At 72.4% G+C, this 21,957-nt stretch carries 23 protein-coding genes and 1 tRNA gene; 19 read left to right on the top strand and 5 right to left on the bottom strand.

Annotated features, from left to right (window positions below):
* Positions 1–27: 27 nt before the first annotated feature.
* The 17 genes from SM611_RS27360 to SM611_RS27280 all read left to right on the top strand — a co-directional run bounded on the left by SM611_RS27360 (position 28) and on the right by SM611_RS27280 (position 16,445).
* Entirely contained in the window at positions 28–1,149 is a 1,122-nt protein-coding gene (locus SM611_RS27360; protein WP_371952989.1) for an NAD(P) transhydrogenase subunit alpha, read from the top strand.
* Positions 1,146–1,466, top strand: a complete 321-nt coding sequence (locus tag SM611_RS27355) for an NAD(P) transhydrogenase subunit alpha part 2 (protein WP_371952988.1) — start codon at positions 1,146–1,148, stop codon at positions 1,464–1,466. Before SM611_RS27360 ends, SM611_RS27355 begins: the two co-directional genes overlap by 4 nt.
* Positions 1,463–2,848: an NAD(P)(+) transhydrogenase (Re/Si-specific) subunit beta gene (locus SM611_RS27350; protein ID WP_371952987.1), complete on the top strand. Its 1,386-nt coding sequence runs from the start codon at positions 1,463–1,465 to the stop codon at positions 2,846–2,848. Before SM611_RS27355 ends, SM611_RS27350 begins: the two co-directional genes overlap by 4 nt.
* 404 nt (positions 2,849–3,252) lie before the next feature.
* Positions 3,253–5,937: a GNAT family N-acetyltransferase gene (locus SM611_RS27345; RefSeq protein WP_371952986.1), complete on the top strand. Its 2,685-nt coding sequence runs from the start codon at positions 3,253–3,255 to the stop codon at positions 5,935–5,937.
* A gap of 339 nt (positions 5,938–6,276) precedes the next feature.
* Positions 6,277–6,504, top strand: coding sequence for a HypC/HybG/HupF family hydrogenase formation chaperone (locus tag SM611_RS27340; protein WP_371952984.1), 228 nt, complete (start codon positions 6,277–6,279; stop codon positions 6,502–6,504).
* Positions 6,501–7,439 (top strand): DMT family transporter, encoded by a 939-nt coding sequence (locus tag SM611_RS27335; protein ID WP_371952983.1) that lies wholly within the window; start codon positions 6,501–6,503, stop codon positions 7,437–7,439. Before SM611_RS27340 ends, SM611_RS27335 begins: the two co-directional genes overlap by 4 nt.
* On the top strand, positions 7,436–8,203 hold the full coding sequence (locus tag SM611_RS27330; RefSeq protein WP_371952982.1) for a DUF6390 family protein: 768 nt from the start codon (positions 7,436–7,438) through the stop codon (positions 8,201–8,203). The genes SM611_RS27335 and SM611_RS27330 overlap by 4 nt, the downstream gene beginning before the upstream one ends.
* A 16-nt stretch (positions 8,204–8,219) precedes the next feature.
* Complete coding sequence (locus SM611_RS27325; RefSeq protein ID WP_371952981.1) at positions 8,220–8,702, top strand: Crp/Fnr family transcriptional regulator; 483 nt, start codon at positions 8,220–8,222, stop codon at positions 8,700–8,702.
* The gene (locus SM611_RS27320) at positions 8,699–9,526 is read left to right on the top strand and encodes an FAD/NAD(P)-binding protein (protein WP_371952980.1); all 828 of its coding nucleotides are present in this window, start codon (positions 8,699–8,701) and stop codon (positions 9,524–9,526) included. The genes SM611_RS27325 and SM611_RS27320 overlap by 4 nt, the downstream gene beginning before the upstream one ends.
* 2 nt (positions 9,527–9,528) lie before the next feature.
* Positions 9,529–10,317, top strand: a complete 789-nt coding sequence (locus SM611_RS27315; protein WP_371952979.1) for an NADH-quinone oxidoreductase subunit B family protein — start codon at positions 9,529–9,531, stop codon at positions 10,315–10,317.
* Entirely contained in the window at positions 10,301–11,596 is a 1,296-nt protein-coding gene (locus SM611_RS27310) for a Ni/Fe hydrogenase subunit alpha (protein ID WP_371952978.1), read from the top strand. The genes SM611_RS27315 and SM611_RS27310 overlap by 17 nt, the downstream gene beginning before the upstream one ends.
* On the top strand, positions 11,593–12,108 hold the full coding sequence (locus SM611_RS27305; protein ID WP_371952977.1) for a hydrogenase maturation protease: 516 nt from the start codon (positions 11,593–11,595) through the stop codon (positions 12,106–12,108). Before SM611_RS27310 ends, SM611_RS27305 begins: the two co-directional genes overlap by 4 nt.
* Positions 12,105–13,262, top strand: a complete 1,158-nt coding sequence (locus SM611_RS27300; RefSeq protein ID WP_371952976.1) for a 4Fe-4S dicluster domain-containing protein — start codon at positions 12,105–12,107, stop codon at positions 13,260–13,262. The genes SM611_RS27305 and SM611_RS27300 overlap by 4 nt, the downstream gene beginning before the upstream one ends.
* A 50-nt stretch (positions 13,263–13,312) precedes the next feature.
* Positions 13,313–14,095 (top strand): site-2 protease family protein, encoded by a 783-nt coding sequence (locus SM611_RS27295; RefSeq protein WP_371952975.1) that lies wholly within the window; start codon positions 13,313–13,315, stop codon positions 14,093–14,095.
* A gap of 26 nt (positions 14,096–14,121) precedes the next feature.
* Positions 14,122–14,451, top strand: a complete 330-nt coding sequence (locus SM611_RS27290) for a CBS domain-containing protein (protein ID WP_371952974.1) — start codon at positions 14,122–14,124, stop codon at positions 14,449–14,451.
* Between the two features lie 367 nt (positions 14,452–14,818).
* On the top strand, positions 14,819–16,024 hold the full coding sequence (locus tag SM611_RS27285) for an NAD(P)/FAD-dependent oxidoreductase (protein WP_371952972.1): 1,206 nt from the start codon (positions 14,819–14,821) through the stop codon (positions 16,022–16,024).
* 28 nt (positions 16,025–16,052) lie between these two features.
* Complete coding sequence (locus tag SM611_RS27280; protein WP_371952971.1) at positions 16,053–16,445, top strand: proteasome activator; 393 nt, start codon at positions 16,053–16,055, stop codon at positions 16,443–16,445.
* Positions 16,446–17,131: 686 nt separating this feature from the next.
* Here the strand turns inward: SM611_RS27280 and SM611_RS27275 are convergent.
* The 3 genes from SM611_RS27275 to SM611_RS27265 all read right to left on the bottom strand — a co-directional run bounded on the left by SM611_RS27275 (position 17,132) and on the right by SM611_RS27265 (position 18,713).
* Positions 17,132–17,203: transfer RNA gene (locus SM611_RS27275), tRNA-Val, on the bottom strand.
* 62 nt (positions 17,204–17,265) lie between these two features.
* Positions 17,266–18,258 (bottom strand): ABC-2 transporter permease, encoded by a 993-nt coding sequence (locus SM611_RS27270; protein WP_371952970.1) that lies wholly within the window; start codon positions 18,256–18,258, stop codon positions 17,266–17,268.
* A gap of 26 nt (positions 18,259–18,284) precedes the next feature.
* Positions 18,285–18,713, bottom strand: a complete 429-nt coding sequence (locus SM611_RS27265; protein ID WP_371952969.1) for a TIGR02611 family protein — start codon at positions 18,711–18,713, stop codon at positions 18,285–18,287.
* A gap of 277 nt (positions 18,714–18,990) precedes the next feature.
* Between SM611_RS27265 and SM611_RS27260 the strand changes: the two genes are divergently transcribed.
* Positions 18,991–19,404 (top strand): SsgA family sporulation/cell division regulator, encoded by a 414-nt coding sequence (locus SM611_RS27260; RefSeq protein WP_067640416.1) that lies wholly within the window; start codon positions 18,991–18,993, stop codon positions 19,402–19,404.
* Here SM611_RS27260 and sthA read toward each other — a convergent pair.
* Together sthA and SM611_RS27250 are read right to left on the bottom strand one after the other, a co-directional pair.
* The gene (gene sthA / locus SM611_RS27255; RefSeq protein WP_371952967.1) at positions 19,401–20,804 is read right to left on the bottom strand and encodes a Si-specific NAD(P)(+) transhydrogenase; all 1,404 of its coding nucleotides are present in this window, start codon (positions 20,802–20,804) and stop codon (positions 19,401–19,403) included. The two genes, SM611_RS27260 and sthA, sit on opposite strands and share 4 nt — an antisense overlap.
* Positions 20,805–20,872: 68 nt before the next feature.
* Positions 20,873–21,505, bottom strand: a complete 633-nt coding sequence (locus SM611_RS27250) for a TetR/AcrR family transcriptional regulator (protein WP_371952966.1) — start codon at positions 21,503–21,505, stop codon at positions 20,873–20,875.
* Between the two features lie 102 nt (positions 21,506–21,607).
* Here SM611_RS27250 and SM611_RS27245 point away from each other — a divergent pair, with 102 nt between their 5' ends.
* Positions 21,608–21,928 (top strand): DMT family transporter, encoded by a 321-nt coding sequence (locus SM611_RS27245; RefSeq protein WP_371952965.1) that lies wholly within the window; start codon positions 21,608–21,610, stop codon positions 21,926–21,928.
* Positions 21,929–21,957: the final 29 nt, after the last annotated feature.

Below are 21,957 nucleotides of genomic sequence, written 5' to 3'. Positions count from 1 at the left end.
CGGTGCGCGCGGCGGATCCTGGTGTGCATGAGCCCCCTCACCGTTGGCGTCATCAAGGAGGCCGCTCCGGGCGAGCGGCGCGTCGCACTGATTCCCGACTCGGTGGCCAAGCTCTCCGCGGCGGGGCTGCACGTGCTGGTGGAGCACCGCGCCGGAGCCGGCGCCTGGTTCGCGGACGAGGCGTACGCCGCGGCGGGCGCGGAGAGCGTGTCCGCCGCGGAGGTGTACGAGCGGGCCGATGTCGTGGTGGCCCTGGCCCGTCCCCGGATCGAGCTGCTGCACAGCGGGCAGGTCGCCGTGGGGATGCTCGCGCCGCAGGCCGACCCCGGTTACGTCCGGGATCTGGCCGCGGCGGGTGTGACCGCGGTCAGCCTGGACGCGCTGCCCCGCACTCTCAGCGCCGCGCAGGCGATGGACGCCCTGACGTCCCAGGCCAACGTGGCCGGGTACAAGGCCGCCCTGGTGGCGGCCGACACCTACGAGCGTTTCTTCCCCCTCCTGGTGACCGCGGCCGGGACGGCCCGGCCCGCCCGTGTACTGGTGCTCGGCGCGGGCGTGGCCGGGCTCCAGGCGATCGGCACCGCGCGGCGGCTCGGCGCGATCGTCTCCGCCTACGACGTCCGCCCGGCGGCGCGGGAGGACATCGCCTCGGTCGGGGCTGCGTTCCTGGAGCTGGACCTCGTCGCGGACGCCGCCGGGGAGGGCGGGTACGCCCGCGAGCTGACCGCCGATCGGCAGCGGGCCGAGCAGGACAGGCTTGCGGGGCGGATCGCCGAGCACGACGTGGTCATCACGACCGCGCGGGTGCCAGGCCGCCCCCCGCCGGTCCTCGTCACCGAGACCGCGCTGAAACGGATGCGGCCCGGCTCGGTCGTCGTCGACCTGGCTGCCGGAGACCTCGGCGGCAACGTCGAGGGCTCCCGGCCGGGCGAGACCGTCGTGACCGGCGGGGGCGTCACCGTGATCGGCGCGGACAACCTGCCCGCGACGATGCCGGCCGCCGCGTCGGCCGCCTACTCCCACAACATCTGCGCGCTGCTGCTCCACCTGACGCGCGACGGGGAGCTCGCACTGGACCTGGACGACCCCGTCCAGGCCGCCGTGGTCACCCTCCCGGAGGCCCCGGACGGGCGGGGAGGCACGTCATGATCGCCGATGTCACCGTCTTCGTGCTGAGCCTGCTGGTCGGCTTCGAGGTCATCAGCAAGGTCCCCACGACCCTGCACACCCCCCTGATGTCGGCGGCCAACGCCATCCACGGCATCGTGCTGGCCGGGGCGCTGCTCATCGCCGCCACCGCCGACGACCCGGCCGGGTACGCGCTGGCCTTCGCCGCGTGCGCGTTCGCCGCGCTCAACGTCGTCGGCGGCTACACGGTCACCGACCGGATGCTGGAGATGTTCCGGCCGCACCGGGAGACGCCCGAGAAGGCCCGTGAAGGGTCCCGTCCGGAGGAGCGGCCGTGAGTGCGTTCGACACGTCCGTCAGGCTCGTCTACCTGCTCGCCGCGGTCTGCTTCGCCCTGGGGCTGCACCTGCTGAACTCGCCGCTGACCGCCCGGCGCGGCAACGCGCTGTCGGCCGCCGGGATGATCGTCGCGCTCGGCGCCACCGTCGCCGTCCTCGTCCACGGCGGTTCCGTGCGGGCGGGCGCGTGGATCGCCGCGGCGGCCGGTGCGGTCGTGGGCGGGGCCGCCGGGCTGCGGGCCGCGCGGCGGGTCGCCATGACGGCGATGCCCCAGCTCGTCAGCCTGTTCAACGCGGCGGGCGGCGCCGCGGCGGCGCTGGTCGGCGTGCACGACTTCGCGCGCTCCGGGAACGCCTCGGCGGCCACTGCCCTGGACGTGGCGATCGGCTCGGTCACCTTCTCCGGCTCGCTGATCGCGTCCGGCAAGCTCCAGGGGCTCGTGCCGGGACGCCCCGTGGTCTTCCCCGGGGCCCGGAGCGTCAACGCGGCGCTCGGCGCGGCGATGCCCGTGGCCGGAGGGCTGCTGGTGTCCGGCCGCGGCGGGACGCCGCTCATGGTCCTGCTCGGCCTCGCCGCGCTGGCGTTCGGCGTGACGATGGTGATGCCGATCGGCGGCGCGGACATGCCGGTCGTCATCTCGCTGCTGAACGCCTGCACCGGCACGGCGGTGGCGATGGCCGGGTTCGTCATCGACAGCACCGTGCTCATCATCGCCGGAGCGCTGGTCGGCGCGTCCGGCGCGATCCTGACCAAGCTGATGGCCGACGCGATGAACCGCTCGGTCGGCGCGATCGTCGTGGGCGGCTTCGGCACCGGCGACGGTCCCGCGGAGGCGCCGGCCGGCGGGCAGGTGAGGTCGCTGTCGGCCGACGACGCCGCGATCCAGCTCGCCTATGCCGCGCGGGTCGTCGTCGTCCCGGGCTACGGGCTGGCGGCCGCGCAGGCACAGCACCAGCTGCGCGAGCTGTGCGAACTGCTGGAGCGGGGCGGCGTCGAGGTCTGCTACGCCGTCCACCCCGTCGCCGGGCGGATGCCCGGGCACATGAACGTCCTGCTCGCCGAGGTCGACGTGCCCTACGACCAGCTCAAGGAGATGGAGGAGGCCAATCCCGAGTTCCCGCGCACCGACGTCGCGCTGGTCGTCGGCGCCAACGACGTGACCAACCCGGCCGCCCGCCGGCCCGGCAACGCGATCTCCGGCATGCCCATCCTGGACGTCGACCGCGCGAAGAACGTCATCGTCATCAAGCGGTCGATGGGCCACGGCTACGCCGGCATCGACAACGAGCTGTACACCGCCCCCTCGACGGGCATGTACTTCGGCGACGCCAAGAAGGCCCTGTCCGAGATCACGGCCGCGGTGAAGGTGCTCGTCCGGTGAGCGCGGACCGGACGCCCCGGCCGCGCGGCCGAACTGGCTGGCGCGGGGCCGGACGCACCTGCCGGGACCGCCGGTTCGGTCCGCCGGACCTCACCGCCAACCTGCTGCCCGTCTCGCAGAAGTCGTGCAGCGCCGCGCGGCCCTCGCGCCGACGCAGGCTCGGTCGCGCATCGTAGCGGGCTCTCGCCATCCGAAGAGGTCAGTTCCCCCGACGGCAGGCCCGTGGCGGCCTTCTGGCACGCCCCGCAACGTCCCGTGTCCATGGGACCTCGGCCCCCGCTCCCGTATGGCTGCCCTGTCGGTGTGGGTGACCTTCTTCGTGGGTGGTGGGACCTTGGCCCCTCCTGCCGGGACGGCGCGGCTGGTGTCGTGGGGCGTGGTTACGGCTACTCCTGGAGGCAGGGATGTCGGCTTCTGACACCGGTATGACCGGCGCCGGTGAACACGCGCTGCTCCGTGACGGGGAGATGGTGCACATCCGTCCGCTGGTCCCGTCCGACCGCCCGGCCCTCCACGCGATGGTCGACCGGATGTCCCAGCACTCCGCGTATATGCGCTTCTTCACCGGAGGGTTCAGGACGCCGCACGCCTACGTCGATCGGCTGACCGGCGGCGAATGGCCGGGGCACGCGCTGTTGGCCCTCGCCGGGGACGAGGCGATCGGGATGGCGGAGATGATCCCCGCCGCCGACGGCGGCTCCGCCGAGATCGGCGTGCTGATCGACGAGCGCATGCACGGCCGGGGCCTCGGGACGCTGCTGCTGGAGCAGTTGGCGATCGAGGCGACCACGCGGGGCATCGGCGAGTTCACCGCCACGGTCCTTTGGGAGAACAGGGCGATGATGGACGTGCTGGCCTCGGCCGGTTTCGGGGTCGAGCGCAACATCTCCGACCGCCAGTTCGACCTCCGCTTCCCGCTGCACTGCACCGGCACGCTCATCCAGACGATCGAGGCCCGCGAGCACACCGCGGAGGTCGCCTCGCTGGCGCGCGTCCTGCGGCCGTGGTCGGTGGCGGTGATCGGCGCGGGGCGCCGCCCCGGCGGGGTGGGGCACACCATCCTGCGCAACCTGCGGGACGGCGGGTACCGGGGGCCGATCTACCCGGTCAACCCGCACGCCCGGAAGATCCTCGGCATGCCGGCGTTCCCCGGCATCGCGGCGGTCCCCGGCGCCGTGTGCCTGGCGGTCGTCGCCACCCCCGCCGCAACGGTGCTGGACGTGGCGCGCCAGTGCGCCGCCAAGGGAGTGAAGGCACTGGTCGTGGTCACGGCGGGGTTCGCCGAGACGGGCGCCGAGGGCGCCCGGCGCGAGGCCGAACTGCTGGCCGTCTGCCGGGAGGCGGGCATGCGCCTGGTCGGGCCGAACTGCCTGGGCGTCGTCAACACCGCGGAGGGGTTCAACGCCAGTTTCCTGCCGGCGATGCCCGCCGCCGGGCGGCTCGCGGTCATGTCGCAGTCCGGGGCGGTCGGCCTGGCGCTGCTGGACCAGGCCGGTGCCACGGGCCTCGGGGTCTCCAGCTTCGTGTCCGTGGGCAACAAGGCCGACATCAGCGGCAACGACCTGCTGCAGTACTGGGAGGACGATCCGGGAACCGCGGTCATCGCGCTGTACCTGGAGTCGTTCGGCAATCCCCGCAAGTTCGCCGCCCTGGCCGAACGCGTGGGGGCGCGCAAGCCCATCGTGGTCCTCAAGAGCGGACGGTCGCAGGCGGGGGGCCGGGCCGTCCGCTCGCACACCGCCGCCGCCGCCACCTCGGACATCGCGGTGGAGGCGCTGCTGCGGCGCGCCAGGATCGTCCGTGCCGAGACCGTCCGCGACCTGGTCGACACCGCACGGCTGCTGGCCCACCAGCCGCTCCCGCGCGGCCGGCGGGTCGCGGTCGTCGGCAACTCCGGCGGGCCGGGCGTGCTGGCCGCCGACGCCTGCGCCGCCAACGGCCTCCAGATTCCCGAGCTCGCCGCGGCGACCCAGGCGGCTCTGCGCACGGCGCTCGGACCGGCCGCGGCCGTGGCCAACCCGGTCGACCTGACCGCCGACGGCGGCGCGCCGCAGATGACCGATGCGCTGCGCGCCGTGCTGGACGACTCCGGCGTGGACGCGGTCATCGCCGTCTACACGCCGCCGTTCGGGTCCGGCGCCGCGGCGACCAAGGCGGCGATCGCCGCCGCGGCCCGCGAGTCGGGCAAGCCGGTGCTGGCCTGCGTGATCGGCGAGGACGGGCTGATCGACCACGGGGCGGCGCGGGTTCCGTACTACGCCTCCCCCGAGCAGGCGGTCACCGCGCTGCGGCACGCCGTGGACCAGGCCGAACGGCGGCACCGCCCGGCCGTTCCACCGTCCGCGCCCCGGGGCGTCGAGAGGGACCGTGCGCGGGCGCTGATCAAGGCGCGCCTGCGGTACGACCCGCCGCGGAGCTGGCTCGACCCGACGACGACCCAGCGCCTGCTGCACTGCTACGGCATCGCCACCGTCGAGACGATCAGCGTGGACGGCGCGGACAGCGCCGTCGAGGCCGCCTCGCTCACGGGATACCCGGTGGCGTTGAAGGCCGTCGGCCACGACCTGGTGCACAAGAGCGACGTCGGCGGCGTCCGGCTGGGCCTGCGGACCCCCGGGCAGCTCCGCGCCGCCTACCGGGGCATGGCCGCGAGCCTGGGTGGGGCCATGAGCGGCGCCGTCGTCCAGCGGATGGTCGGCGAGGGCGTCGAGATGATCATCGGTGCCCTGGAGGATCCGGCGTTCGGGCCGCTGGCCATGGTGGGCATGGGCGGCATCGCCGCGGACCTGCTGGGCGACCGGGTGTTCCGGACGGCGCCGCTGGGCGAGGGCGAGGCCGGCGAGATGGTCCGGTCGCTGCGCTGCGCCCCGCTGCTGTCCGGCTACCGGGGCCGCCCGCCGGTCGCCGTGTCCGCCCTGGAGGAGCAGCTGGAGCGGGTGGCCGCCCTGGTGGCCGACAATCCCGAGGTCGCCGAACTGGATCTCAACCCGGTGATCGTCACGCCGAACGGGGCGGTCGCGGTCGACGTGCGCCTCCGGCTCGCCCCGCCGCCGCCCGCCCCCTCCCCGATCAGCCGCGCACTCGGCTGACGGCCGGGCCGCCCCACGCGCGGGCCGTCCATCGCGCGGGCCGTCCCACACGCGGGCCAGGCCGTCCCACGCGATGCGGCGACCGGGGATCCGTGCCTGCCCCATGAGGGCCCATGAGGACCCCGGTCCGTGGGCGCGGGCGGCGGGCGGGCCCGCGCGGGGAGGCGGTGGCCGGGAGGTGGACGCCGGCGCAGCCAGACAAGGCACTCGGGGGCGCCGAGCAGATCCAGCGGGCGCGGCCGGCGGCGGCTCGGGGACCTTGGTCCCTATGCGGCGCGATGAAGCGGGGTTATCAAGAGGTAGTCCGCCGAAGTGAGCGGGAGGAGACCGCCGATGTGCATGGAACGGGTCGGTGAGGTGGTCGCCGCCGAAGACGGCACGGCCCTCGTGCACTCCGGGCGGACGCGGTTCCCCGCGTCCTTGGTCATCCTCGAACTGGAGGACGTACCGGTCGCCCCCGGGGACTGGCTGGTCGTGCACAGCGGGATAGCGGTCCGCAAGATCACCGCGGACGAGGCGGCCGGAAGGCTCTCAGCACACCGCGACGGGCCGGGGGCCCGGCCGTGAGCGGGCACGCGCGGGGCATCGCGTTCGCGGCCGGCACCGCCGCGATCAGCGGCCTGGCGATCTTCCTCAACGCGCGGGGCGTGCGGGCCGCCGGCGACGCGACCGTATACACCACGGCCAAGAACCTGATCGCCGCGGGGGTGCTGCTGGCGGCCGTTCTCGTGGGGACGAGCCGTTCCGGAACGACGCCCCGCAAGGGCCCGGCATTGCTCCAGCTGAAAGGAACGGTGATCTCAGGAGTCCTCGCGGTAGCGGTCATCGGCGGCAGTGTCCCGTTCGTGCTGTTCTTCGAAGGGTTGGCCAGGGAGTCGTCCACCCATGCGGCCTTTCTCCAGAAGACGCTGGTGGTCTGGGTGGCGCTGCTCGCGCCGCTGCTGCTGGGCGAGCGGCTCCGCTTCCCGCACGCGGTGGCGATCGCGCTGCTGGTGGCGGGCCAGGCGTTCGCGGACGGGGGTCTCTCCGGCTTCCGGTTCGGCTCGGGCGAGGTGCTGATCCTCGCGGCGACGCTGCTGTGGTCGATCGAGGTGATCGTGGCGAGGTCGCTGTTGCCGCACGTGGCGCCGCTGCTGCTCGGCACCGCACGGCTGGCCTTAGGGGCGGCGGTGCTGGTGTCCTGGATCGCGGTGAGCGGCCGGTGGTCCGCCCTGACGGGTTTGGACCGGCAGGGCTGGCTGTGGGCGGCGGTGACCGGGGTGGTGCTCGCCGGGTATGTCGCGGGCTGGTTCACGGCCCTGTCGCTCGCGCCGGCCGTCGACGTGACGGCCGTGTTGAGCCTGGGCGCTCTGGTGACCGCGGTGCTGTCGGCCGTGGACACCGGCACCCTTCCGTCCGCCGGTGAGGCGGGCGGCCTGGCGATGCTGTTCGCGGGAGCGGCCCTGATCGTGATGGCGGCGCTCCGAGCGCGGGGCCGGGCGGCGGAGGGGGCCGCGCCATGATCTCAGGTCCCGTGCTGTTCGCCCGGTTCGCCTACCCGCCGAACGTCCTCGGGTACTGCGGCCCGAGCGACAGCGCGGCCGTGCGGGACTACGCCGCGGCCGGGACCTCCGACCGCGGGCTGGCCGAGCTGGCCCGCAGGTTCTCCGGTGCCTGGCCTTATCTCCAGCTCATCGCCGCGGCGTCGCGGATCACGGATCCGCTGGACGCGAGGGTCGTCCGCGCCTACTGGGTCGGCGGGCCCCCGCTCGAACGGGTGGGGCCGTCCCTGCTGGCGGCCCATCTGACCGGGCGGTTCGAGCACAGGCTCGGCGGTCGGCGGGCCGATCTGGCGTCCCTCGCCATGGCCGGCGCCCGCCCGCACCACAACTTCCATGTCTTCGGCGTCTATCCGTGGGTGGGTCTGCTCAGGGCCGGGTTCGTGGAGGAGCCGCTGAGGGTGCTGGACCGCTGCCGCGTCCGATGGGGGCGCGTCGTGTCGGTGCACGGGGACACCGTGACGGTCCGATCGCGGCCGCTGGAGTGGGACGGTCTCGGCCTCGGTCTCGGCGAGCCCCGCTTGGAGACGGCGCGGCCGGGCCCTGGAGTACCCGTGGACGCAGGGGACGTCGTCGCTCTGCACTGGGACTGGATCTGCCACCGGCTCGACCCGTACGGCGCGGCCATGCTGCGCCACTACACGATGAGCCAGATGACCGTCGTCAACACCGCGCCGCGGCCCGCGCCTGCTCTTGACCGCGATTCCCGTGTCCGAGCGTTGTCTTGAGGGGAGGTTACGCCAGGTGGACGATACGAACGGCGTCACAGCGGACGGCTTGGGGAAAGAGCGCTTCTTCGCCGGCATGCCCGAGCCGCATCGTGCGGCCCTGGCGGCCACGGCCGAGATCGTGGAGGTATCGGCCGGGCACCGCTTCTTCGAGGAGGGCGGCCCCGCCCAGGGTTTCTGGCTGATCCGGTCCGGGACGGTCGCCCTGGACCTGCAGATCCCCGGACGGGGCGCGGTGGTGGTGGAGACTCTGCCGGCCTCCTCGGTGCTTGGCTGGTCATGGCTGTTCCCCCCGCGCCGCTGGAGGTTCGGCGCCAGCACCACCGAACCGGTGACGGCCTTCCGGTTCGACGGGCCCGGGGTGCGGGAACTCTGCGCCGCCGATGTGAGGCTCGGCTACGACCTCGCCCTCCGGTTCGGGGCGGTGATGCTGCAACGGCTCGAAGCCACCCGGGTCCGGATGCTCGACCTGTACGCGCATCCGGAGGGACTGCGATGACGCCGGCGGCCCCGCTCACCCCGATGAGCCCGGTCCCCTACCGGGTGACGAACCGGCGCGCCGAGGCCCCCGACACGGTCACGCTGACGCTGGAGCCCGTCGGGATGCCGCTGCCCGAGCCGCTGCCCGGCCAGTTCGTCATGGTGTACGCGTTCGGCGTCGGCGAGGTCCCGATCTCCGTCAGCCGGACCGTCCCGGTCCTGGAGCAGACCGTGCGCGCTGTCGGCGCCGTGACCCGGGCCGTGTGCGCCACTGGTCCGGGGAGGCAGCTCGGGCTGCGGGGCCCGTTCGGAACCGGATGGGACCTGGACACGGCGCGTGGCCATGACCTGGTCCTGGCCGCTGGCGGGATAGGACTGGCCCCGCTGCGGCCGCTGATCCTGCGCGTCCTGTCCGAGCGGGACGACTTCGGCCGGATCGCGATCCTGATCGGTGCCCGGACCCCGGACGACCTCCTGTTCACCGGCGAGCTGGACCGCTGGCGGGAACGCGGCGCCCAGGTCGCGGTCACGGTGGACCGGCCCGCCCCGGGCTGGACGGGCCACGTCGGGCTGATCACGGCCCTGGTGGGCGCCGCCGACGTCGATCCCGCCCGAGCCGTCGCGTTCGTCTGCGGGCCGGAGGTGATGATGCGCGTCACCGCCGAGGCGCTCATCGGGCGCGGAATGCGTCCCGCGGACGTCCGGCTCTCGTTGGAGCGCAACATGCGCTGCGGGCTCGGCTGGTGCGGGCACTGCCAGCTCGGGCCGCTGCTGGTCTGCCGGGACGGCCCCGTCGTGCCGTATGAGAGCGCGCAGCCGCTCATGACCGTCAGGGAGCTGTAGCGATGGGACGCCCGACGCTGGCCGTGTGGAAGTTCGCCTCCTGCGACGGCTGCCAGCTGACCCTTCTGGACTGCGAAGACGAGCTGCTCGCCCTCACGGGCGTGATCGAGATCGCCCACTTCCTGGAGGCGTCCAGCGCCGCCGGGGACGGCCCCTACGACGTGTCCCTCGTGGAGGGATCGATCACGACGCCCGCGGACCTGGACCGGGTACGGCACGTGCGGGAGGTGTCCCGGACGCTCATCACGATCGGCGCGTGCGCGACGGCCGGAGGGGTCCAGGCACTGCGCGACTTCGCCGACGTCGAGGAGTTCGCTTCGGTCGTCTACGCGCGTCCCGAGTACATCGCCACGCTCGCGCGGTCCACCCCGATCTCCGCGCACGTGCCCGTGGACTTCGAGCTGCGCGGGTGCCCGATCGACCGCCGGCAGCTTCTGGAGGTGCTGTCCGCCCACCTCACCGGACGCAGGCCGGACGTGCCCGGCCACAGCGTGTGCTTCGAGTGCAAGAGCCGCGGGAACGTGTGCGTCATGGTCGCCCGCGGCACTCCCTGCCTGGGCCCGATCACCCACGCGGGCTGCGGTGCGATATGCCCGGCGTACGGGCGGGGCTGCTACGGCTGCTTCGGCCCCTCCCCCGCGTGGAACGGCGCCCGGCCCAACACACGCGGGCTGCTGCCGTGGCTGGACATGACCGACGGCGAGGCCCGGCGCGTGCTGTCCACCTTCAACGTCTCCGCATTCCGCGAGGACGCCCGGCCGGAGGAGGCGGGCGATGACGCACCGCAATGACAGGACGCTGAAGGTCGGGGCCCTCGCACGGGTCGAGGGCGAGGGCGCGCTGTACGTCCGTGCGCGCGGCACGGAGGTCGAGGAGGTGCGGCTCGACATCTATGAGCCTCCGCGGTTCTTCGAGGCGTTCCTGCGCGGCCGCGCCCACACCGAGCCCCCCGACATCACGGCCCGGATATGCGGCATCTGCCCGGTCGCGTACCAGATGAGCGCCTGCCAGGCCATCGAGGCCGCCTGCGGCGTGACCGTGGACGGCACCCTCGGCGAACTGCGCCGACTCCTCTACTGCGGCGAGTGGATAGAGAGCCACGCCCTGCACGTCTACCTGCTGCACGCGCCCGACTTCCTCGGTTATCCCGGGGCGGTCGAACTCGCCCACGACCACCGCGCCGTGGTCGAGCGCGGCCTGCGTCTGAAGAAGACGGGCAACACGCTGCTGAAGGTCCTCGGCGGCCGGGAGATCCATCCGGTGAACGTCCGCGTCGGCGGGTTCTACCGGACGCCGGCGCGCACCGAGCTGACGGCGCTCACCGAGTCCCTGCGGGAAGCACGCGATGACGCGCTCGCCACCGTGGAATGGGCGGCGGGGTTCGAGTTCCCCGACTTCACCCACGACCACGAGTACCTCGCCCTGTCCGCCGACCGGTACCCGCTGGAGGGCGGCACCCTCCGCAGCAGCGGAGGACGATCCTTCCCCGCCGCCGGGTTCGAGCAGAACATCGTCGAGGAGCAGGTGCCCCACTCGACCGCCCTGCACGCCCGTTTCGCCGACGGCGACATGTACCTCACCGGGCCGCTCGCCCGCTACGCCCTCAACCGCGACCGGCTCTCGCCCCTCGCGCTGGAGGCCGCCGAACGGGCCGGGCTCGGGGCGGAATGCCGCAACCCGTTCCGCAGCATCCTCGTCCGCGCCGTCGAGATCGTCTACGCGGTGGACGAGGCGCTGCGGATCATCGCCGGCTACGAGCCGCCGCCCCGCCCGTCCGTTCCCGTCCCACCGCGGGAGGGGACCGGCCACGGCGTCACCGAAGCCCCGCGCGGTGTGCTCTACCACCGTTACGACCTCGGCCCCGACGGTCTCCTCACGGGCGCCAGGATCGTCCCGCCGACGTCGCAGAACCAGGCCGCCATCGAGGACGATCTTCGCCGCTTCGTCGCGACCCGCCTGCACCTCGACGACCACGCCCTGACCCACCAGTGCGAGCAGGCGATCCGCAACTACGACCCCTGCATCTCCTGCTCCACCCACTTCCTCGACCTCACCGTGGACCGGTCATGACCATCGTCATCGGCGTGGGCAACGACTTCCGCCGCGACGACGGCGCCGGCCCGGCGGTGGCCGAGGCCCTGCGCGGGCGGGTACCGGCGACGCTCGCGGTCACCGACGGCGAACCCGCCCGGCTCATCGCGCTGTGGGCCGGAGCCGACCTCGCGATCGTCGTGGACGCGGTGCGCGCCGACCCGCCCGAGCCCGGCCGGGTCCACGACCTGGGCGCGGACGCGGCGGAGCTCTCCGCCCGGTCCGTCTCCGGGCACGCGCTCGGCCTCGGCGACGCCGTGGCGCTCGGCCTCGCCGTCGGGCAGATGCCCGGGCGGCTGCGCGTCCTCGCGATCGAGGGAGCCGACTTCGGGTTCGGGCACGGACTGACCCCGCGCGTCGCCGCCGCGGTCGACGCCGTCGCCGACCTGTTGACCATCTCCTTGAACACGGAGGAACAGCCGATGTTCGCCTCAGCGATACCGCCCGCTCCCGACGTCTCACGCCGGCAGGGGGAGGACCGTGCGCCATGATCTCTCTGGAACTGGCGAGCCTCACCCCCTTGTGCGACGCCCTTCACCGCGCCGGATACACCGTGATCGGCCCGACCGTGCGCGACGACGCCATCGTTCTCGCCGAACTGGACTCGGCCGAAAGGCTGCCGTACGGATGGGGCGTCAGGCTCGCCCCTGGCGGCTACCGGCTTCGCCGTCGAGAGGACGGCGCGGCCTTCGCCCACGCCGCGGGGCCCCAGTCCTGGAAGCCCTTCCTGCACCGCTCCAGGGTCAAGCTCTGGGAGGCGGACCGGACGGAGGACGGCTTCGAGGTCCAGGAACGCACGCCGGACCCCGCAAGGCTGGCGCTGCTCGGCGTCCGTCCCTGCGACCTGCGCGCCATCGCGATCCAGGACCGCGTGCTCACGGGCGGCCGGCACGTCGACCCGTCCTACGCGGGACGGCGGCAGGGCGCCTTCATCGTCGCGGTCAACTGCACCGAGCCCGGCGAGACCTGCTTCTGCGTCTCCATGGGCACCGGCCCGCAGGCAGGCCCCGGATACGACCTCGCACTCACCGAACTGATCGGCGAGGACGGCCCGCGATACGTGGTGGAGGTGGGCACCGACGCGGGCGCCGCCGTGATGGACGATCTGGAGGCGAGGCCCGCGGCGCCCGAGGACGTGGACCGGGCCGGCGCCGAGGTCGCGGCGGCGGCAGGCCGGATGGGCCGGGAGATGCCCGCGGTCGGACTTCACGACCTGATGGCGGGGAGCCTGGACGCCGCCCAGTGGGACGATGTCGCCGAACGCTGCCTGAGCTGCGGCAACTGCACGATGGTGTGCCCGACGTGCTTCTGCACGAGGGTCACCGACACCACCGACCTCACCGGCGATCACACCGAACGCTGGCAGCTCTGGGACTCCTGCTTCGATCCGGACTTCTCCCACCTGCACGGCGGAGACGTCAGGGCGTCCGCCAAGAGCCGCTACCGGCAGTGGCTCACCCACAAACTCGGCACCTGGCACGACCAGTTCGGCTCTTCCGGGTGCGTGGGCTGCGGCCGGTGCATCGTCTGGTGCCCGGTCGGGATCGACCTCACCGCCGAGGTCGCGGCACTGCGCGCCGAATCCGCGGAGGGCGGCCGGCCACGCGGGCCCAACGGCCCGGCGGGATGGGCACTTCGGCCCTGACCACGGGACGGCCGCCGTGCCAGCGTGAGGACAGCGGCAGGAGGCACGCGATGAAGCGGACGTTCACGCTCGGCACGGTCCGGGGGATCCCGGTCGGATTGCACTGGTCGGTGCTGCTGATCATGGTGTTGATCGCCGAGATCCTCGCCCGCTCGGTGCTGCCGGCGGCCGATCCGGGCGCGTCCGCGGACGCACGCTGGGCGGTGGCCGCCGCGACCTCGGCCCTGTTCGTGCTCTCGCTCGCCGCGCACGAGTTCGCGCACGCGCTGGTCGCGCGCCGGCACGGCGTGCGGGTCGGCTCGATCACACTCTGGGTGCTCGGCGGCATCGCGGAACTGGACGACGATCCCCCAACCGCCCGCGCCGATCTGCACATCGCCGGTGTCGGCCCGCTGACCAGCGCGGCCGCCGCCGCGGTGTTCGCCGCGGCCTGGACGGCCGGGAGCGCGCTCGGCGCCCCGATCATCGTCACCGCCTCGCTGAGCTGGCTCGCCGCCACCAACGCTCTCATTGCCCTGTTCAACCTCCTTCCAGGAGCGCCGCTGGACGGCGGGCGGGTACTGCGCGCGCTCCTGTGGCGTCGGCAGGGGGACCGGGCGGGCGCGACACGCACCGCCCAGCACGCCGGGCTGACGCTCGGCCGTGTGATGATCGGCGCCGGTCTGCTGACGCTGCTGGTGAACTGGTTCAGCGGGCTGTGGCTGGCTGTGGTCGGATGGTTCATCCTCAGTTCTGCCCGAGCCGAGGAGCGTTGGACGGATCTCCGCCAGGCGGCAAGGGGCCTGCGGGTAGCCGACATCATGACGCCCGACCCCGACCACGGCTGGTCCTGACAGGCCGCGGCCCGTTCATCGAGGCCGTGGCCATGCGGTCGCGCCAGTCAATCTTCCCCGTCCTGGACATGACCGGGGACCCGGTCGGCGCCGTCACGATGGACCGGCTCGCCCGGCTCCCCTCCCGTGACGCCGGGATCGCGATCGGCGCCCTCGGCGTCCCATTGGACCCCGCCCGGACCGTCGCCCCCGAGTCTCCCGTGACCGCGCTACTGTCGAAGGCGCCCGTCGCGGACGGGCTCATCGCCGTCGTCGTCGCCTCCGGGCACGGGCTGGTCGGCATCGTCACCACCGAAGACGTCAGGCGCCTCCTGCAGTGCAGCGGGGTCCGTCTCGGCAGGCCCGCCACGGCCTGACGGAGCCGCGCCGGCAATGCGGAGGGGCCATTCACAGGCATGTTTGCGGGTGAGAGAAGCCCTCCGCCGCTTAGGCAGCGTTTCGAGATGGACGGTGCACGGCTCTCCGCTTCTCCGTCCCTTCCACTCGACTTCTCTCACCCGGCCATATTCCACCGCACCGGCCACACCCATGACAGGGACCAAAGTCCCCGAGCCGCCGCTGGCCAAATGGTCGAGGATTCCACAGGCTGAACCGCTGTGGCCGCCTTCTCCCTACCGCGGGGACGAAGGACCGAACGTCCTTGCCGGACAGGACCTTCGCGTCTGACGCGCCCGCCGGACCGGCGCAAGTCTGGAGACGAGCATCTTGGAGAAGGTGAGATCGATGCGCAAGAAGGTCCTCGTGCTCGGCGGCAACTTCGGCGGCCTGACCGCCGCACTCAGCGTCAAACACGCGCTGGACGGCGATGTGGACGTCACGGTGATCTCGGCGTCCGACCGGTTCCTGTTCAACCCGTCACTCATCTGGGTGCCGTTCGGCAAGCGCGCCGAAACCGACATCACCTTCCCGCTGGCGCCGACCTTCGAGGCGCACGGCGTCGAGTTCGTCCACGCCGAGGCCCAGGCGATCACGCCCCTCGCCAAGCGGGTGAGCACCGCGGCGGGAACCTACGGCTACGACTACCTGATCGTGGCCACCGGATACCGCACCGACATGACCGTTCTGCCCGGACTGGAGCCGGCGAACGGCGTCCACACGATCACCACTCTGCCGGACGCCGTGGAGGCAGGCCAGGGCTGGCGCCGGTTGCTGGACGATCCCGGCCCGGTCGTCATCGGAGCCACCCAGGGCACCGGCTGCTTCGGCGCGGCCTATGAGTTCCTCTTCAACACCGCCTACCAACTCAAGAAGGCCGGGCTGAAGAAGCGGGTCCCGCTCACCTACGTGACCGCCGAACCGTTCCTCGGGCACTTCGGCATCGGCGGGCTCCCCGGCGGCGAACGCCTCCTCAAGCTGTTCTGCAAGAAGGAGGGCATCCAGACCGTCACCGGAACCGCGATGGCCGAGGCGTCCCCCGGCAAGCTCCTGCTCGACGACGGCGGCGCGCTCGGCTTCTCCTACGCGATGATCATCCCGCCGTTCCTCGGACAGCAGGTCGTGGCCGCGACCCCGGGCCTGGCCGACGGCAAGGGCTTCGTCCCGGTGCACGACACCTACCAGTCGGTCGCCCACCCGGACATCTACGCCGTGGGCATCGCCGCCGCCGTGGCCGTCCCCTGGACCACCGCCGTCCCGATCGGCGTCCCCAAGACCGGATTCCCCACCGAGGTCCAGGCACGTGTCGCCGCCGCCAACATCGCCGCGCGCATCCGCGGTGAGGAGCAGCCGCGCCGCAAGGCCTTCGGGGACATCCCGGCCGTCTGCGTCATGGACGCGGGCAACAACGGCGTCATGATCATTGCCGACCGCATGTTCCCGCCGCGCAAGGCGGGGGTGCTCCTTCCCGGCCCCCAGGCCCACGCGGCCAAGCTCGCCTTCGAGAAGTACTTCCTCTGGAAGGCGCGCAAGGGCCACGTTCGCCTGCCCTGAACCCGTCCCCCAAGAGCGAGGAATCGACATGACCACGCAGCAGGGGTTCGGCCGCCAGCTTGGAACGGCGGCCGGCCCGGTGAACCTGACCGTCGTCATCGGTGCCGCCGGCGAGGAGGTACAGAAGGACTATGTAGTGACGGCTCCCACGCATCTGATGCGGGCGTGGCGCCTGCTCACCGCCGTGAACGAGGAACTGCACGCCGAGGGGGCCGATGACGCCGAGGCCCACCGGGCGGCCATGGTGTTCAACGTCCTGCGGCACGAGGTGATCAACTCGGTCTCCCCGGCTCTGGCCGAGGAGATGCGCGAGCTGCTCCCGCCACTCGACGAGAACTCCGGAATCGCCGGAACCCGCGCGTCCTGCTCCGCCGCGCTCGGCTGGCTCGACGGCCTGATGACGTCGAGCATCCCGACGTAGGCGGAGCACACCGTGGGCGCGCAGTTGCGCGTCCTGGAAGACCGGTACCGGCGATGGAGCGTCGAACGCGCCTGCGCGGGCCGTCCGATAACCCACCGAGTTGGGGATCCCCTCCCGGACCAGCACTCCGGTGGCCAGATCCAGCGCGCCGCGCTCGCCGCGGCGTTCGCCTTTTCCCGGTGCCGAGGGTGGAGACCGGACGCGCGGGCCTGAAGATCGGTATCAGTCTGCTTGTGAGACTTCCTCGGATTTGTGGATCGTGGTCGCATAGGTACCGAGCAAGCGTTCGGGGGATCAATTCGGAGCGCTGAGCGAGGGAGTGCCGGATGGGCCCGCGGTTTCTGAGGAGGTTGTGGGTGCCCCTGGCAGCCGCGGCCGTGCTGGTACTCGGCATGGTGCAGGCGGTGCAGGCGCACATCGAGCGGCCGTCGTACTGGCCGGGATCCAGCCCGCGGTGACCGATTCGGGGAACAACGACCGGGTCGTGGTGCTGCCGGGTCTCTACACCGAGCCCACGGCGCGCCAGAAGCTCGAGCCCCGCCGAGACTATGAACACGGTCTGCGGTCAGAGCAAGTCCGCGTAAGTCTGGGAGCGGTGGCTCCCCGTTTGGCTCCTGGAGGGGCCTCAAGATCGAAAAAGGCCTCGGAATGATCTCCGAGACCTAGTCTGACCTGCTACAACGGGGTGGGCGATACTGGGTTCGAACCAGTGACCTCTTCGGTGTGAACGAAGCGCTCTCCCACTGAGCTAATCGCCCCGGGTGTTTCCGGCTTCGGAAACTCTAGCGCATGTCGGGGGGTGGTCGCGCGTCCGTTGCGGTCAGGCGGGGGCGGCCGCCGGGCGGCGGCGCTGCGAGAGGAGGTAGATCGCCAGGCAGACCAGGGCCCAGGAGGCCAGGATGATGAAGGGCCGGGCGTGCTGGTGGTCGCGGAAGTAGATGGCGGTGTGCTGGGCCTCCACGGACGCGCCGGGCGGGAGCCAGCGGCCGACGAGGCCGAGGGGGGACGGGAGGAGGGGCCAGGAGACGGCGCCGCCGGAGGACGGGTTGCCGATCACGACCATGAGGCCCCAGGTGGGGACCATGGCCCAGCGGCCGATGACGGCGTTGAACATGGTGAAGACCATGCCCGTGCTGAACATGGTGAGCGAGGAGATGGTCCAGGACTCCCCGAAGGGGAGGTCGAGCACGCCCAGCAGGTGGTCGATGACGGAGCAGATGGCGAAGCCGCCCAGGACGGCGTAGGCGGCGGTGAAGGCGACCCGCTCGACGGGATCGAGGCCCTTGGCGTGCACGTTGAGCTGGACGGCGCCCACGAAGCCGACGATGACGGCGGCCAGGGACATGTAGAAGATGGCGAGGCCCTGCGGGTCGGTGGGCTGCAGGGGTTTGATGTCGCGGACGGTGACGGGGACGCCGGCGGCCTGGCCTGCGGCGGGGGCCGCGGCGGCGAGAAGGCGGGCCACGGAGGCGCCGGACGCGGCGGTCGTGTCGAGGGTGGCCTGCCGGCCGTCGAGGGTGATGATCGCGAAGGCGCGCTGCTCCTCGACGGCGGCGTCGGCCTCGGCGTACGTCGGGTAGCGGTGGACGCGGAGGGAGGAGTCCAGGTGGTCGTCCAGGGACTGCACGAAGGCGGTCGACCGGCCCTGGCCGGTCACGGCGACGGGGAGGTAGCGCGGGGCCGGGTTGGCCATGGCGTAGCAGTAGGAGCCGGCGAAGAGGCCGGCGGCGGCGGCGAGGATCAGCAGCAGGACGGTGGCCGGAAGGTACGCGGAGGCGCCGGCGTCGACCCGGCGGCCACTGATGCGGTTCACATGGTTACGCTATGTGAGGGGGTGGGTCAGGTCCAGAAGGTGGGGTCCTCGATGTCCCAGGGGAGGGTCAGGCCGTAGACGCCCAGGTAGGCGGCCACGGCGGCGGCCACCAGGACGGTGGTGAGAGCGCCGAGGACGGTGTTGCGGCGGCGCTTGCGGGGGTCGAGGGCCTTCTCCTTGGCGCGGTCCGCGGCGGTCTTGGCGCGGTGGAGGGCGCGCTGGGCCCAGGCGAACTCCGTGGCGAGGATCGCGAGGCCGACGACGATGCCGACGAGGCCGGGGCCGGGGGTGACCATCATGATCAGGCCGCCGGTGAGGACGGCGGCGCCGACGGTGAAGACGGCGGCGCGCCAGGCGGTGTTCAGCAGCGGGTTGCGCCGTACCCGGTCCCGGAAGCGGTGGAACAGTCCGGGTTCCTCCGGAGGGTGGGCGACCTTTTCCTCATTGATTGCCACGGATTTACCTTAAGCCAGGTGTCGGGCGTGCGGCGACGCCGGGGAGTGTGCGGATCGTCCCGCATTATGGGTGCCCGGGACTCCGCAAGATCCCTTTTGCGCAGGTCAGACGCAGGTTTTGCTACGGTGAGATGGATCACAAACGCCGGGGACGCCGGAATGTTCGGCCGAGATCAGGCAGTTAGGCGTCATAGATCGCGGGGATGTCGGTGAGTGGGAGAACCACCCCACCGGAGCACCCCGCGAGCCAGCGGGACCGACGTAAGAGGGAATGGCCATGAACAGCAGCACCACCGTCTCAGCACAGCTGGGCCTTCGTCTCGTCGTCCCCGACCGCACGACCGTCCCCCTGCTCGCCGGGCTCGAGTACGCGGCCGACGACCCGTACGCGATCCGGATGGCCTTCTACGTGGGCGACGACGAACCGGTGGAGTGGATCTTCGCTAGGGAGCTTCTCACGGTCGGCATCGTGCGCAGGGTCGGAGACGGGGACGTCGAGGTCTGGCCCGCCGACGACGACGGCTCGCTCAACATCGCGCTGTCGTCCCCGTTCGGGGACGCGCTGTTCGAGGTGCCGCTGTCGCCGCTCGCCGACTTCCTGCACCGGACGTACCAGGCCGTCCCGGCGGGCGAGGAGACCGAGTTCATCGACATCGACGCCGAACTGGAGAACCTGCTCTGGCCGTCCTAGCCCGACAGGCGGGCGATGTGGCGCATCTTGTTCATCGCGTCCAGGGCGGCGACCTTGTAGGACTCGGCCAGGGTGGGGTAGTTGAAGACCGCGTTGACCAGGTAGTCGACGGTGCCGCCGCAGCCCATCACGGTCTGGCCGATGTGGACGAGCTCGGTGGCCCCGGTCCCGAACACGTGGACGCCGAGGAGCCTCCGGTCGTCCGGTGAGACGAGGAGTTTCAGCATCCCGTAGGAGTCCCCGATGATCTGGCCGCGCGCGAGTTCGCGGTAGCGGGAGACGCCCACCTCGAAGGGCACCTTGGCCTCGGTGAGGGCGTCCTCGGTGCGGCCGACGAAGCTGATCTCGGGGATCGTGTAGATGCCGATGGGCTGGGTCTCGTGGATCTCCGAGACGGGCTCGCCGCAGGCGTGGTGGGCGGCGAGGCGGCCCTGCTCCATCGAGGTGGCGGCGAGGGACGGGAAGCCGATCACGTCCCCGACCGCGTAGATGTGCGGGACCTCGGTGCGGTAGTCGTCGTCGACCTTGATCCGGCCGCGGTGGTCGGCGGCGAGGCCGGCGGCGTCCAGGCAGAGGTCGCCGGTCATGCCGTGCCTCCCGGCCGAGTACATGACGGTGTCGGCGGGGATGCGCTTGCCGCTCTCCAGGACGGTGATCGCGCCGTTCGGCATGCGCTCGACGGACGCGACCGACTCGCGGAACCGGAACGTGACGGCCAGGTCGCGCAGGTGGTACTTCAGCGCCTCGACGATCTCCAGGTCGCAGAAGTCGAGCATGCGCTCGCGGCGCTCCACGACGGTGACCTTGGTGCCGAGCGCGGCGAACATGGAGGCGTACTCGATGCCGATCACGCCGGCGCCGACGACGACCATGGTCTCCGGGATGCGGTCCATGTTGATGATGCCGTCGGAGTCGATGATCGTCCGGTCGTCGAAGTCGACCGTGTCGGGGCGGGCCGGGACGGTGCCGGTCGCGATCACGATGCGGTCGGCGGTGACCTTCTGCTCGCGGTCGCCGGTCCCGGTGACGCCGATCGTGTTGGGCTCCAGGAACCGTCCCGTGCCCGGCAGCACGGTGACGTGGTTGCGGGCGAGCTGGCTGCGGACGACGTCGGTCTCCCGGCCGATGACGTGCTGGGTCCGCATCCCGAGGTCGGCGACGGTGATGTCGTCCTTGACCCGGTAGTTCTGCCCGTACAGCTCGCGCTGGTTGAGGCCGGTCAGGTACAGGACGGCCTCGCGCATCGTCTTGGACGGGATCGTCCCCGTGTTGATGCACACGCCGCCGATCATGTCGCGGCGGTCGACGATGCCGACCTTGCGGCCGAGCTTGGCGGCGGCGATGGCCGCGCGCTGCCCGCCGGGCCCGGATCCGAGCACGAGGAGATCGAAGTCGTTCACTCCCCCAGTCTGACGGCTGGTCTGCGCCCCGTTAAGGCTTTCGCCGGACCGATCATGATCCGTCCAGTTCAGGACGGCTCCGGGGCCGCGATCAGCGCCCCGGCGAGCGCGTCCAGGCCCGCCTTCACGCGCTCCAGCGGCATGCCGCGGACGCGCCGCTGGTGGAGGAACAGGTTGGCGGCGAGCGGGGCGAGGAGCGCGTCGGCGAGGTAGGCGGTGTCGGCGCCGGGCCGGATCCGGGCGAGGAGCATGGCCAGGTGCATGTGGTAGAGCGCGTACGAGCCGTCCCGGAAGCGGGCGCCGGGCGGGTCGGCCTCGGCCATGAGCAGCAGCTCGGCCTGGGCCTCGGTGCGGTCGGCGAGGGCGTGCAGGAACGCGCGGAGGCGCTCGGGCGGGGCCGCGCCGGGGCCGAGGGGCGGCGGGCCGTGGATGAAGGCGTCCTGGAAGTCGCGCTCGCGGTCGTCGATCACCGCGTAGACGAGCCGGGCGCGGTCGCCGAACCGCCGGTAGACGGTGCCGACGCCGACGCCCGCGGCCCGCGCCACCTCGTCCATGGAGACCGCTGCGGGGCCGCGGGCGGCGATCACCTCGGCGGCGGCGCGCAGGATGCGGCGGCGGTTGAGGGCGGCGTCCGCGCGTTCGGCGGGCGGACGGCCCGCGACCGGCAGCTCCCGCATGTCCGCCTCCGTCCGGGGGATCACTCACCGGCAGGTTACCGGAGAGGGCTCCGCTTCACGGTTGTATCCGGAGGATCCTCCGGATAACGTCATGCGGAGACATTTCCGGTTAGTGGGGGGTGGGTCGTGGCCTGGGTCTTCCTGGTGATCGCTTCGCTGATGGAGCTGGTGTGGGCGGCGGCGCTGAAGGAGTCGGACGGCCTGACGAAGCCGTGGCCCGCCGCCGTCGGCCTCGCGGTCGCGCTGCTCAGCGTCGTCGTGCTGTCGCTGTCGCTGCGCGACCTGCCGGTCGGCACCGCCTACGCCGTCTTCACCGGCCTCGGCGCCCTCGGCGTGGCGGCGGTCGGCATGATCGCGTTCGGCGAGAGCACCGCGCCGGCCCGCGTCGCGTTCCTGGCGCTCATCGTCATCGGCGTGGTCGGCCTCCAGTTCGCGGAGAACTCTTAGCCCCGGCGGAGGTCGGGCAGAGTGAAGGC

It is taken from the genome of Actinomadura monticuli, assembly GCF_041463655.1.
Classification (GTDB): domain Bacteria; phylum Actinomycetota; class Actinomycetes; order Streptosporangiales; family Streptosporangiaceae; genus Spirillospora; species Spirillospora monticuli.
This window is presented reverse-complemented; position numbering and strand designations above follow the sequence as displayed.